The following is a 12545-nucleotide window of genomic DNA, read 5'->3' as shown; positions in this document are numbered from 1 at the left end:
GACGCACCGAAGATCCGGAAGCGGACTAGAAGGGCATCCGCCCGCGAGCCTTGCGGCCGGCGGAGCCGCTGTGGCCCACGGCGCGGGAGCTGGAGCTGAAGGGCTTGCTGAAGAGCTTCCCGAGTACGCCGGGCGCCTTGGCGCCGGCCCGGGAACCGGCGCCGAGTGTGCGCTGCGCGCCGTTCTGCGGATGCCGGGAGAGCCGGGGCAGCACGAAGGCGAGGATCGCCAGCAGGACGCAGAAGGCGAGGATGCCTGCGATGACCATGACATTTCTCCTGGGTTCGGGGCGGTGGTGCGGTGCCGTTGCTTGTGCCCCTTCTGGCGGGCGGCACGCTCGCCCTCCGCCGCCGAGCCCTGCGCGGCTCGACAACCCGGTACCGTATGACGGAATTCAGATACCGCTGTGCGGAAACAGTGAAGAGGTGGGGGCGTGCGAGGCACCGGGTTCGCCGCGCAGGTACTGCGCGGGCCGTCGCAGGTGGTGCTGCTGGCCGACGCGCGGGCCGGCGCCGTCGTCTGCCTGGCGCTGGCCGCGGCCGACTGGCGGTACGGCGCGTACGGGCTCGGGGGCGCCCTGGTGGGCACGGCCACCGCGCGCCTGCTGGGAGTCGGGCGCGGGCGCCTGGAACCGGGCCTGGAGGGCTTCAACTCCTTCCTGCTGGCCCTGTGCTGCGCGGTGCTCCTGGAGGCCGACCGGCCCGCCACGGCGCTGCTCGCGCTGACCGGGAGTGTGGTGGTCACCGTCGTCACCGCGGCCGCGGTCCGGCTGCTGGCCGCCTGGGACCTGCCGTCGCTGACCCTGCCCTACTGCCTGCTGGCGGGCGCGCTGGTCCTGGCCGCGCCCGCGCTGCCGCGCATCAACCCGGCCGGCGCCCCGCCCGCCGTCCCGGGTCCGACCGTGCTCACCCTGGCGGAGGCGGGGCGGGCGTTCTTCCGCAACGTCTCCCAGGTCTTCTTCCTGGACCAGTGGCACCTCGGGGCGCTGCTGCTCGCCGGCGTCTTCCTGGCCAGCCGGACGGCGGGCCTGGTCGCCTGCTGCGGCAGCGCGGCCGGCCTGCTGACCGCCTGGGCGCTGGGCGCGCCGGCCGCCCGGGTGGCCGACGGCACCCTGGGCTGCAACGCGGTCCTCGTCGCCCTCGCGCTGTGCGGGGCGCTGCTGGCCGCCACCCGGGCCACCTTGCTCTACGCGCTGCTCGGCGCGGTGACCGCGACGGCCGTCACCCCGGCGGTCGCCGCGCTGCTCGCGCCCTCCGGCGGCCGGGCCCTCACCTGGCCCTTCATCCTCACCACCCTCGCCTTCCTGCTGGCCGCCCGGTCCTTCCCGCGCCTGACCGGAGGGGCGGATCCCGGGGCCCGCGGCTACCGTGGGCAGGGCGGACGGGCGGCCCGCGCGGAGAGGAGCGCCGGCATGGCGGAGGTGAGTCCGCTGCGCGGCCGGGTCGCCGTGGTGACCGGCGCGACCCGCGGTCTGGGCGCGGCCCTGGCCCGGGAGTTGTCGGCGCGGGGCGCGGCGGTGGCGCTGCTCGGCCGGGACCCGGCGGCGCTGGCCCGGACGGCCGAGACCCTGCCGGGGCCGAGTGTGTGCTGCCGGGCGGACGTGCGGGACGACGAGGCGATGGCCCGCGCCGCCGACGACGTACGCGAACGCCTCGGCCGGCCCTCCGTGGTCGTCGCCAACGCGGGCGTGGCCGAGGGCGGGCCCTTCCACGAGACCGATCCGGCCGTCTGGCGCCGGGTCGTGGACGTCAACCTGACGGGCAGCGCGATCACCGCCCGGGCCTTCCTGGCCGACCTGTTCGCCACCCGCGGCTACTTCCTCCAGGTGGCCTCCCTCGCCGCGATCGGCGCGGCGCCGATGATGAGCGCGTACTGCGCCTCGAAGGCGGGCGCGGAGGCGTTCGCGCACGCGTTGCGGGCCGAACTGGCCCACCGGCACGTGGGCGTGGGCATCGCCTACATCAACTGGACGGACACCGACATGGTGCGCGACGCCGACGAGCACGCGGTGCTGCGCGAGTTGCGCCGGCACATGCCGCCGCCCGCGCGTCGGATGTACTCCGCGGCCCATGTGGCGAGCCGGCTGGTGGACGCGGCGGAGCGGCGCCGGGCCGCGGTGTACGTGCCCGGGTGGCTGCGCTCCACGCAGCTGGTGCGGGCCGCGATGCCGGCGGTCGTCACCTCGCTCTCGCGCCGCGAACTGCCCCGCCTCCAGGCGGCCGAGCCGTTCACGGCGACGGGCATCCTGGGGTCCGCCGGAGTCGAGGGGCGCGTCACAGGGCGCTGAGGAACCGCCGCACCTCGGCGGCGAACGCGTCCGGGACCGTCTGGTGGACGCCGTGCGCGGCGTCGAGTTCGACCAGCCGGGTGCCGGGCCGCCGCTCCGTCATCCGCCGCGCGAGGCCGGCGTCGAGGACCGTGCTGCGGCTGCCGCGCACCAGCAGCGCGGGGCAGTCGCCGGCGAGCCAGTCCGTCCAGTGGTCGCCGTTGAGTCGCTCCTGGGAGGCGTTCATGTCCTTCGGGTCGAAGGCGAGGCCCCATCCGTCGGGGTGCTCGCGCACGGCGTCGGCCAGGTGGGGCGCCGAGTCGCCGAGCCGGTCGAGGAGCGCCGCCCGGGTGGGGGCGCGGTGCGGCCAGGAGAGGCTGAAGGACAGGTCGTCGTGGACTTCGGCGCCGATGTCCTCCACGACCAGCGCCCGGACCAGGGCGGGGTCGCGGGCGGCGAGCTGGTAGGCGTTGACGCCGCCGAGCGAGTGGCCGAGCACGACGACGCCGGTGAGGCCGAGATGGGCGAGGAGGGCGGCGGCGTCGGCCACGTAGCCGGCCCGGGTGTAGTCGGCGGGGCGGTCGGAGCGGCCGTGGCCGCGCTGGTCGGGGGCGATCACCCGCCACTCCTCGCCCAGGTCCCGGGCCAGCCGGGTGAAGGTGCGGCCTTCCCCGAAGTGCCCGTGCAGGGCGAGCAGGGGGCGGCCGGGGCCGCCGAAGTCCAGGTAGGACAGGCGGCGCCCGGCCACGGTGAGGGCGGCGCGCACCGGCTCGCGGGGCTCGTCCGGCTCGGCTGACGTCATACGGGCCAGCTTGCCATGATCTTGCTCGCCCGCTGGTCAGCGCCCGGCGGTGCCGGGTGCCGGTGCGATGTCCTCGGGGAGGCGGGGCGGGGTGCCCCGGGTCCACACCACCGTCAGGGTGGTGGCGGAGATCCGCCAGCCGTCGGCCGTCCGGGTCAGCTCCGTGTCGGTGTGGCCGGCGGAGACGAAGACGCCCGGGGTGCCGTCCGCGAGGACGTGGGTGCTCAGCTGCGCGCCCCGGGCGGTGGCCCGGTCGCCGTCGACCTCGATGACCGCGTTGGTGCCCAGGTGCACCGTCCTGTCGAACAGCGCCATCCCCCGCCGCACCCGGTCCACCACGGCCTCGCGCCCCTGGACGGTGCCGACGGGCATCCGGGCGGTGACGTCCTCGGTGTGGAAGGCGCGGCCCCAGGCGTCGTCGATGACGCCGTCGTCCAGGGAGCGCAGGTAGCGGTCGAGCAGGTCGGCGATCTCGGCGCGGTCGGTCAGGGTGCGCAGCCGCCGCCGCACGTCCTGGATCTCTTCGGTCGTCTCTGTGGCGTCCATGCGACCAGCCTCCGACCTCGACCGGAGTCGAGGTCAAGGGTGCGCCGCCGAGGGACGGCATGCACCCGCCGGAAGTGGGCATTTGAACTTTCTATTACGGGAGGTTTACATGGCCATGACCGCGAGACCGGCCACGCCGGCGCCGGAGGGGCTGGACGCCGAGGAGTCGCCGCGGGAGCGGGTCAACCGGCGGTGGAACGAGATCATGCAGGAGACCCGGGTCGCCCAGACGGGCGTCCAGATCCTCTTCGGCTTCCTGCTGAGCGTCGCCTTCACGCCCCGCTTCCACGGCCTGGACACCTTCGACCATGTCGTCTACGTGCTGACCGTGGTCTTCGGCGCCTCGGCCACCGCGGCCCTGATCGCGCCGGTCTCGATCCACCGCTTCCTCTCCGGCCAGCGCATGAAGGACGAGACGGTGGAGATCGCGCACCGGTTCATGATGTGCGGGATGGCGCTGCTGGCGCTCACCCTCGGCTGCGCCCTGCTGCTGATCCTGCACGTCGTCGTGCCCGGTCTGCTGGCCGAACTCCTCGTCGGCGTGGTCATGCTGTGGTTCGTGCTGTCCTGGTACGCGCTGCCCCTGTGGCTGCGCCGCCGCGCGGCCCGGCGCCCGGAACCGGACGAGGCGTAGCGCCGCTCACCGGTTGCGGCGGTGGATGTCCGCGCCGAGCGCCGTGGCGAACGCGCACCACGCGGCGTACGGCACCAGCGCGGCGGCTGCCTTGCGGTCGGTGCGGGCCAGCCGGCGCAGCAGGCCGACGTTGGCGGCGTCGAGGAGCAGGGTGCCGCAGACCCCGGCGGTGGTGCTGCGGCGGCCGAAGAACAGCCAGGTCCAGGCCGCGTTGAGGGCCAGGTCCGCGCCGAAGGCGGCGGCGACCGCCCGCCGCTCACCGGGACCCCGGCTCTCGTTCAGGGCGTGGCCGGCGCTCCAGGCGAGGGTGGCGTACAGCGGCGTCCAGACCGCCGGGAAGGCCCAGGTGGGCGGCTGCCATCGGGGCTTGTCCAGGGCGGCGTACCAGTCGGTCGAGGGGCCGGTGGCCCGGGCCCCGACCGCGGCGCACCCGCTCACCACGGCCGCGGCGGCCCCGTAGGTGAGGCGCCGGCGGACCGGCGAGGCCGAAGGGTTGCCACGCGTGAGCTTCATGCCGGGCGGCTACCCGGTGGGGCCCGCCGCACCCGTCGGGATCCCCTCGGCACCGCCCGTCAGGGCTCCAGCGGCGGCAGGTCCGCCAGGCCGGTGTCCTTCATGACCCGCTCCACGGTCTCCGCGAGGCGGCTGTCGGCCTCGATGACCGTCTCGCCGCCGCCGGGCAGCAGGTCGCGCGGCCGGTACCAGGCGCGCAGCTGCGCCTCGTCGACGTCGTCGGCGATCGGCTTCGTGGCGTGCCGCAGGAGGGTCTCGGCGAAGGGGACGTGGAGGTAGTAGCCGTGGGTGGGGCCGCGGTGGTCCGCGCGCAGCCGGGTGAGCATGTCCCCGTAGTGGTCGGCGTAGAGGATGCCCTCCAGGACGACGTGGTAGCCGGCGTCCAGCGCGTAACGGGCCGTCAGGTCGATGAGGCCGATGTTCGCCGCGCCCGGCCGGTCCCGCTCGCGCAGCACGATGCGGCGCAGGTTGTCCTGGCCGACCAGGGCGAGGCCGCGCCCGAACCGGTCCCGGACGCCGGCCGCCACGGACGACTTGCCCGAGGCGCTGTTCCCGCGCAGCACGATCAGCCGCGTCGTGTCGCTGCCCACCCTCATCTCCGGCACGCTACCGGCCCGCACGGGCGCCGACGGGCCGTCCGCGGACGCCGGTGGGGGCGCACGGGGGCAGCCGGGGTCGTCGTCGGGGCGCGCGGCCCGAAGACGCACCGGGCGGTCGGGTCAGCGGGTGGCCCTCGCCATGGGTGCCTCCGTGGGCTCCCGGCCGTCCACCCGGCCGCCCGGGTGGAAGCGGGCGCACAGGAAGGCGATCGCGAGGGCGACGGCCATGCCGTAGAAGACCCAGCGGTTGGCCTCGGCGAAGTCCAGGCGTACGGCCGCCATGGCGTCCCGCATGGCGTCGGCGGCCGGGCCCGTGCCGGTGGGCGGGGCCGCGTCGCCGTTGCCGGTGACGGACTCGGTGATGTCCCGCGCCACCCCGCGGGCCTGCCCCGGCGGCACCCCGCGGCCGGTGAGCGTGTCCGTCACCTTGTCGGTGTTCACATGGGTGAGCACCGCGCCGTACACCGCCAGGCCCACGCTGGCCGCGTAGTTGCGCACGGTCTGGGTGATGCCGGTGACCTCGCCGTAGGAGGCGCCGATGGCCCGGTTGACCGCGTCCGTGGAGGCGGGGGCGAGGATGAAGCCGATGCCGGCGCCGGCCAGGGCCGCGTAGGGCCACTGGTCGTGCATCGAGAGGTCGGTCATCTTCGCCGCCCACAGGGCGAAGCCGACCGCGCCGAGCGCGGTGCCGATGCGCAGCGCGGGCCGCGCTCCCCGGCTGTCCAGGATCCGGCCGCCCCACTGGGAGGCGATGGCGAAGCCGACGAAGAAGTACAGCAGGAACAGGGCCGCCTGGTCGGGCGAGGCGCTCAGCGAGACCTGGGCGTAGACGGAGGCGAAGAAGAACACCGGCACGAAGGCGAGCATCGCGAAGAAGAGCACGACCACGTCCATCGTGAACGCCCGGTCCCGGAAGACCCTCAGGTCGATCAGCGGGTGGCGGACGGTGCGTTCGTAGCGGGTGAAGGCGTAGAGCACGGCGAGGCCGCCCACGACGCACAGCCAGGTGAACACGCTGTCCCAGCCCCAGGCGTACGCCTGCTGGAAGCCCAGCACGCTCAGGCCCATGCCGAGGGCGATGAGGACCGCGCCACGGGTGTCCAGGGTGCCCGACCTGCGCCGGTCGGGGATGTGCGCCAGCGCGGTGAGGACGAGCGCGATGATCGCCACGGGCACGTTGACCCAGAAGACCGCCCGCCAGGTCCACCCGGTGAGCCACCCGCCGAGCAGCGGCCCCACGGCGGTCAGCGCGCCGGAGAGGCCGAAGAACAGGGCGAGGGCGCGGCCCCGGCGCTCCACCGGGAAGACGGCCACCACCACGGCCAGGGCGGCCGGGAAGAGGAAGGCAGCGCCGAGGCCCTGGACGGCCCGGAAGACGATCAGCCAGGTCTGCGCGAAGTCGCCCTTGGGCACGCAGCCGCACAGCACCGAGGCGATGACGAAGACCAGGGTGCCCACGACCACGATCCGCCGGGGTCCGAGGAGGTCAGCGAGGCGCCCGCCCAGCGCGAAGAACGCCGCCAGGGACAGCAGGTAGGCGTTGACCACCCACTGCATCCCCGAGGTGGACAGGCCGAGTTCGCGGACGATGTCGGGGGCCGCGATGGCGACGATGGTCTGGTCGATGAAGGTCATCGCGACGGCGAACAGCATGGCCGCGAGGGCGAGCGTCTGCTGCGGCACCTGACGCACCGCGCCGGTGCCGTCCCCACGTCGGGAGTCGGTGCTACTCACGCCCTCAAGTCTGCGCCCGGTCGCGCGGGGCCGCATCACCAGCCGGGTCTCCCGCGGGGGCGCCGGCGACGGGAGCGGATGAGGGCCGTCAGGAAGTCATGTCCGGCCTGTTGACGGGATGTTACTGCGCTGTGCACATTACTTAACGGTAGAACCGCTTGGTAACAAGCGATGCCGCCGCACCCACGTCACCCGTGCCCAGCTCCCGGAAGAGAGAGCACATGCCGAAGCATGCCGCGCGCCGTGTCATGACCACATCAGCCGCCGCCCTCGGCGCGCTGGCCCTCGGCCTCAGCGGCACCCCCGCCGCCCACGCCGCCCCCGCGCCTTTGGACTACGTCGCCCTGGGCGACAGCTACAGCGCCGGCTCCGGCGTGCTGCCCGTGGACCTGAGCAACCTGCTCTGCCTGCGCTCCACCGCCAACTACCCGCACGTCCTCGCCGCCGCCACCGGCGCCCACCTCAAGGACGTCACCTGCGGCGCGGCCCAGACCAAGGACTTCACCCAGTCCCAGTACCCGGGCGTCGCCCCGCAGGTGAACGCGCTGAACGCGGACACCGACCTGGTCACCCTCACCATCGGCGGCAACGACAACGGCACCTTCATCAACGCCATCCTGGCGTGCGGCAGCGCGGGCGTGCTGAGCGGCGGCAAGGGCAGCCCCTGCAAGGACAAGAACGGCTCGGCCTTCGAGGACCAGGTCGAGACGAACACCTACCCCGCGCTCAAGGCCGCGTTGAGCGCCGTACGGGCCAAGGCGCCGGGCGCCCGGGTGGCCGCCCTCGGCTACCCGTGGATCGTGCCGGCCGCCGCCGACCCGTCCTGCTTCGTGAAGCTGCCGATCGCCGCCGGCGACGTGCCCTACCTGCGCTCCCTGCAGGCCCACCTCAACGACGCGGTCCGGCGGGCCGCCGAGGAGACCGGCGCCACCTACGTCGACGTCTCCCGGGCGTCCGAGGGCCACGACGCCTGCGCGCCGGCCGGCACCCGGTGGATCGAGCCCCTGCTGTTCGGCACCAACGTCGTCCCCGTCCACCCCAACGCGCTCGGCGAGCGCCGGATGGCCGAGCAGACCCGCGCCGTCCTCGGCCTGGGCTGAGGCCGGCCCGCGTGGACGTACGCTGACCGCGTGTCAGCCTCCCGCCCGCGCCGCGTCGCCGTCCTCGTCCTCGACGGGGCCAAGCCGCTCGACGTCGGCATCCCTGCGCAGGTGTTCACCACCCGCGCCAGCATGCCGTACGAGGTGCGGGTGTGCGGCGCGGCGCCGGGGCCGGTGACCGGGGGCGACGGGCTGTCGTACCACGTGGCGCACGGCCTGGCGGCGCTCGCCTGGGCGGACCTGGTCTTCCTGCCCGGCTACCGCTTCCCGGACCGCGACACCCCGCCGCCGGCCGTGCTCGCGGCGCTGGTCGCGGCCCGGGAGCGGGGCGCGCGGCTCGCCGCCATCTCCACCGGCGCCTTCGCGCTCGCCGCCACCGGCCTCCTCGACGGCCGGCGCGCCACCACCCACTGGCACTACACGCGGGCCCTCGCCGAGCGGTACCCGCGCGTCCGTGTCGACCCGAACGTCCTCTTCGTCGACGAGGGCGGCGTGCTCACCTCGGCCGGCGCCGCCTCCGGCATCGACCTGTGCCTGCACATCCTGCGCGGCGACCTCGGCGTGGCCGCCGCGAACCACGCGGCCCGGCGGCTGGTCGCGGCCCCCTACCGCAGTGGCGGCCAGGCCCAGTACGTGCCCCGCAGCGTGCCCGAGCCGCTCGGGGAGCGCTTCGCCGCCACCCGGGAGTGGGCCCTGCACCGGCTCGGCGAACCCCTCGGCCTCGACGTCCTCGCCCGGCACGCGGCGGTGTCACCCCGCACCTTCTCCCGGCGGTTCGCCGAGGACACCGGCTACACGCCGATGCAGTGGGTGCTGCGCGCCCGCGTCGACCGGGCCCGCGAACTCCTGGAGCGCTCCGGGCGCGGCGTGGAGCAGATCGCCGCCGAGGTCGGCCTCGGCACCGGCGCCAACCTGCGGCTGCACTTCCAGCGCGTCCTCGGCACCTCGCCGAGCGAGTACCGGCGCACCTTCGCCGGCGGCGAGTAGCGCCCCTCGGCCGGCGGCGGCTGGCGCGATCCTTGCGAACCATGGCACTGCCGCCGCTGCCGCCGCCGTACCCGGCGGGCGAGCCTGGTGGGGAGCCGCCGGCCACCGGATCCGGCACCCGGAACGGGTCACGCGGACCGGGAGACGAAGGGACACCACACATGACTCGCATCGCCGTCAACGGATTCGGCCGCATCGGCCGGGGCGTGCTGCGCGCCCTGCTGGAGCGCGGCAGCGACCTGGAGATCGTCGCCGTCAACGACCTGACCGAGCCCGCCGCGCTGGCCCGGCTGCTGGCCTTCGACTCCACCGCGGGCCGGCTGGGCCGCCCGGTGACCGCCGAGGCCGACGCCCTCGTGGTCGACGGCCGCCGCATCGCCGTGCTCGCCGAGCGCGACCCGGCCCGGCTGCCGTGGGCGGAGCTCGGCGTGGACGTCGTCCTGGAGTCGACCGGCCGCTTCACCTCGGCGAAGGCCGCCCGCGTCCACCTGGACGCGGGCGCCCGCAAGGTGCTGGTCAGCGCCCCTTCGGACGGCGCCGACGTCACCCTGGCCTACGGCGTCAACACCGGCGCGTACGACCCGGCGCTGCACACCGTCGTCTCCAACGCCTCCTGCACCACCAACGCGCTCGCGCCGCTGGCCGCGGTCCTCGACGACCTGGCCGGCGTCGAGCACGGCTTCATGACCACCGTGCACGCCTACACCCAGGAGCAGAACCTCCAGGACGGCCCGCACCGCGACGCCCGCCGCGCCCGGGCCGCCGCCGTCAACATCGCGCCGACCACGACCGGCGCCGCCAAGGCGATCGGCCTGGTGCTGCCGGCGCTGGACGGCAGGCTGTCCGGCGACTCGATCCGGGTGCCCGTGCCGGTCGGCTCGCTGGTGGAGCTGAACACCACCGTCGCCCGCGAGGTGACCCGCGAGGACGTGCTGGCCGCCTACCGCACGGCGGCCGAGGGCCTGTTGGCCGGCGTCCTGGAGTACTCCGAGGACGCGCTGGTCTCCTCGGACATCGTCGGCAACCCCGCCTCCGCCGTCTTCGACTCGGCGCTCACCCGGGTGGACGGCCGGCACGTCAAGGTGGTCGCCTGGTACGACAACGAGTGGGGCTTCTCGAACCGCGTCGTGGACACCCTGGAACTGCTCGCCGCGCCGGGGGACGGGCGGGGCGGTGCGTGACCTGCGGAGCGGGGGCGTCACAATGGTCCGATGAGCAATCCCACTGTTTTCTTCGACATCGACATCGACGGCCAGGACGCGGGCCGCATCGTCTTCGAGCTCTTCGCGGACGTCACCCCCAAGACCGCCCAGAACTTCCTGGAGCTGGCGACCGGCGAGCACGGCTTCGGCTACAAGGGCTCCCCGTTCCACCGCGTCATCCCGCAGTTCATGCTCCAGGGCGGTGACTTCACCCACGGCTCCGGCATCGGCGGCAAGAGCATCTACGGCGAGAAGTTCGCGGACGAGAACTTCCAGCTCAAGCACACCACCCCGTACCTGCTCTCCATGGCGAACGCGGGCCCGAACACCAACGGCTCGCAGTTCTTCGTCACCACCGTCGCCACGCCGTGGCTGGACGGCAAGCACGTCGTCTTCGGCAAGGTCGTCGAGGGCACCGACGTGGTCGACAAGATCGAGGGCTACGGCTCCCAGTCGGGCCGCACCTCGGCCAAGATCACGGTCCGCGACTCGGGCGTCGTCGGCGAGTCCGGCCAGGGCTTCGTCAGCAAGGGCTGAGCCTTCAGGGCGCGGCGTCCCCTCCGACGGGGGCGCCGCGCCCGACCCGTCTCCCCCGCCCGCCTGGTGAGGGCCGCCCGGTGGTGCGACGCTGGGGTGGTACGGCGTCCGCGGCAGGCAATCCGGGAGGACCGATGGGACGGGACGTCCCGGCGATGGTCTTCACTCGCGAGGACCGCCGCCGCTACCGGACCAAGATGCAGCAGTGCCTCGACGCCCTCGCCCAGCTGCTGCGCGACGACCGGTTCGAGACCGGCCGACCCCAGGTGGGCCTGGAGATCGAGCTGAACCTGGTGGACGCCGACGGCGAGCCGGCCATGTGCAACAGCGACGCCCTCGAGGCCATCGCCGACCCCGCCTGGTCCACCGAGCTGGGCCGGTTCAACCTGGAGATCAACATCCCGCCCCGGGGTCTGACGGCCGGCGGCCCCGACTCCTGGGAGGCGGAGATCCGCGCCGCCCTGAACCACGCGGACGACCGGGCCCGGTCCGTCGGCGCCCGCCTGGCGATGATCGGCATCCTGCCCACCCTGCGCCAGCAGGACGTCGGCGAGGCGTCGCTGTCGGAGAACCCTCGTTACCGGCTCCTCAACGACCAGGTCTTCGCGGCCCGCGGCGAGGACCTGCGCATCGAGGTGGACGGCGTGGACCGGCTGCGGACGTACGCGGACACCATCACCCCGGAGGCCGCGTGCACCAGCACGCAGTTCCACCTCCAGGTGGCGCCGGAGGAGTTCGCGGCGTACTGGAACGCGGCTCAGGCCATCGCCGGCGTCCAGGTGGCGCTCGCCGCCAACTCGCCCTTCCTGTTCGGCAAGGAGCTGTGGCACGAGAGCCGGATCCCGCTGTTCGAGCAGGCCACCGACACCCGGCCCGAGGAGATCAAGGCGCAGGGCGTCAGGCCGCGGGTCTGGTTCGGCGAGCGGTGGATCACCAGCGTCTTCGACCTCTTCGAGGAGAACCTGCGCTACTTCCCGGCCCTGCTGCCGCTCTGCGACGACCAGGACCCGGCACAGACGCTGGACCGCGGGGACGTCCCCGACCTCGGCGAGCTGACCCTGCACAACGGCACCATCTACCGCTGGAACCGCCCCGTCTACGCGGTCGCGAACGACGTCCCGCACGTGCGGGTGGAGAACCGGGTGCTGCCGGCCGGGCCGACCGTCGCCGACACGCTCGCCAACGGCGCCTTCTACTACGGGCTGACCCGCGCCCTGGTGGAGGAGGAGCGGCCGGTGTGGACCCGGATGTCCTTCTCGGCGGCCGAGGAGAACCTGCACACCGCGGCCCGGCACGGCATCGAGGCGCTGCTGTACTGGCCGGGCACGGGCGAGGTGCCGGCGGCCGAGCTGGTGCTGCGGCGGCTGCTGCCGCTGGCCCACCGGGGCCTGGAGCTGTCCGGCATGGACGCGGCGTGGCGGGAGCCGCTGCTCGGGGTGATCGAGCAGCGCTGTGTCACCGGCCGCAACGGCGCGGTCTGGCAGAAGGAGATGGTCCACCACCTCGACGCCGCGAACCGCGCGGGCCGGCACGAGGCGCTGCGCCGGATGACCCAGCAGTACCTGGAGTACATGCATCTCAACGCCCCGGTGCACACCTGGCCGGTGGAGTGACCGGCGACGGGG

At 74.4% G+C, this 12545-nt stretch carries 13 protein-coding genes and 1 pseudogene; 8 read left to right on the top strand and 6 right to left on the bottom strand.

Features of this window, described 5'->3' with window-relative positions:
• Nucleotides 1-25 precede the first annotated feature (25 nt).
• The gene (locus ACGFZL_RS23955; protein WP_355171858.1) at nt 26-268 is read right to left on the bottom strand and encodes a DUF6411 family protein; all 243 of its coding nucleotides are present in this window, start codon (nt 266-268) and stop codon (nt 26-28) included.
• Nucleotides 269-433: 165 nt separating this feature from the next.
• On the opposite strand from ACGFZL_RS23955, the pseudogene ACGFZL_RS23950 reads away from it, so the two are divergent.
• Nucleotides 434-1255: pseudogene (locus tag ACGFZL_RS23950) on the top strand (urea transporter); the annotation flags it as partial.
• 156 nt (nt 1256-1411) lie between these two features.
• Nucleotides 1412-2287, top strand: coding sequence for an SDR family oxidoreductase (locus tag ACGFZL_RS23945; RefSeq protein WP_393694778.1), 876 nt, complete (start codon nt 1412-1414; stop codon nt 2285-2287).
• Here the strand turns inward: ACGFZL_RS23945 and ACGFZL_RS23940 are convergent.
• Both ACGFZL_RS23940 and ACGFZL_RS23935 read right to left on the bottom strand, forming a co-directional pair.
• On the bottom strand, nt 2274-3068 hold the full coding sequence (locus ACGFZL_RS23940) for an alpha/beta fold hydrolase (protein WP_393694553.1): 795 nt from the start codon (nt 3066-3068) through the stop codon (nt 2274-2276). The two genes, ACGFZL_RS23945 and ACGFZL_RS23940, sit on opposite strands and share 14 nt — an antisense overlap.
• Nucleotides 3069-3104: 36 nt before the next feature.
• Nucleotides 3105-3614 carry a nuclear transport factor 2 family protein gene (locus ACGFZL_RS23935; RefSeq protein WP_393694551.1) on the bottom strand — a complete coding sequence of 170 codons (510 nt, stop codon included), beginning with the start codon at nt 3612-3614 and terminating at the stop codon, nt 3105-3107.
• A 109-nt stretch (nt 3615-3723) separates the two neighbouring features.
• On the opposite strand from ACGFZL_RS23935, the gene ACGFZL_RS23930 reads away from it, so the two are divergent.
• Nucleotides 3724-4248 (top strand): DUF6328 family protein, encoded by a 525-nt coding sequence (locus ACGFZL_RS23930; protein ID WP_393694549.1) that lies wholly within the window; start codon nt 3724-3726, stop codon nt 4246-4248.
• A 6-nt stretch (nt 4249-4254) separates the two neighbouring features.
• Here ACGFZL_RS23930 and ACGFZL_RS23925 read toward each other — a convergent pair whose 3' ends face one another.
• The 3 genes from ACGFZL_RS23925 to ACGFZL_RS23915 all read right to left on the bottom strand — a co-directional run bounded on the left by ACGFZL_RS23925 (nt 4255) and on the right by ACGFZL_RS23915 (nt 7013).
• The gene (locus ACGFZL_RS23925) at nt 4255-4761 is read right to left on the bottom strand and encodes a TspO/MBR family protein (protein ID WP_393694547.1); all 507 of its coding nucleotides are present in this window, start codon (nt 4759-4761) and stop codon (nt 4255-4257) included.
• A 59-nt stretch (nt 4762-4820) separates the two neighbouring features.
• Nucleotides 4821-5357: a kinase gene (locus tag ACGFZL_RS23920; RefSeq protein WP_355171868.1), complete on the bottom strand. Its 537-nt coding sequence runs from the start codon at nt 5355-5357 to the stop codon at nt 4821-4823.
• Between the two features lie 123 nt (nt 5358-5480).
• Nucleotides 5481-7013: an MFS transporter gene (locus tag ACGFZL_RS23915; RefSeq protein WP_393694776.1), complete on the bottom strand. Its 1533-nt coding sequence runs from the start codon at nt 7011-7013 to the stop codon at nt 5481-5483.
• Nucleotides 7014-7315: 302 nt separating this feature from the next.
• Between ACGFZL_RS23915 and ACGFZL_RS23910 the strand changes: the two genes are divergently transcribed.
• The 5 genes from ACGFZL_RS23910 (at nt 7316) to ACGFZL_RS23890 (ending at nt 12533) form a co-directional block, all read left to right on the top strand.
• A complete protein-coding gene (locus ACGFZL_RS23910; RefSeq protein ID WP_355171870.1) occupies nt 7316-8194 on the top strand; it encodes an SGNH/GDSL hydrolase family protein in 879 nt (292 codons plus the stop codon).
• 30 nt (nt 8195-8224) lie between these two features.
• On the top strand, nt 8225-9181 hold the full coding sequence (locus ACGFZL_RS23905; protein WP_393694545.1) for a GlxA family transcriptional regulator: 957 nt from the start codon (nt 8225-8227) through the stop codon (nt 9179-9181).
• Nucleotides 9182-9342: 161 nt separating this feature from the next.
• Complete coding sequence (gap, locus tag ACGFZL_RS23900; RefSeq protein ID WP_393694543.1) at nt 9343-10362, top strand: type I glyceraldehyde-3-phosphate dehydrogenase; 1020 nt, start codon at nt 9343-9345, stop codon at nt 10360-10362.
• Nucleotides 10363-10392: 30 nt separating this feature from the next.
• A complete protein-coding gene (locus ACGFZL_RS23895; RefSeq protein ID WP_355171876.1) occupies nt 10393-10920 on the top strand; it encodes a peptidylprolyl isomerase in 528 nt (175 codons plus the stop codon).
• 134 nt (nt 10921-11054) lie between these two features.
• A complete protein-coding gene (locus ACGFZL_RS23890) occupies nt 11055-12533 on the top strand; it encodes a glutamate-cysteine ligase family protein (protein ID WP_393694541.1) in 1479 nt (492 codons plus the stop codon).
• Nucleotides 12534-12545 lie beyond the last annotated feature (12 nt).

Origin of the sequence: Streptomyces sp. NPDC048182, from assembly GCF_043202555.1 — a bacterium.
In the GTDB taxonomy this organism is placed as follows: domain Bacteria; phylum Actinomycetota; class Actinomycetes; order Streptomycetales; family Streptomycetaceae; genus Streptomyces.
Note: the sequence above shows the minus strand (reverse complement) of the source record. Positions and strands in the feature narration are given on the sequence as shown.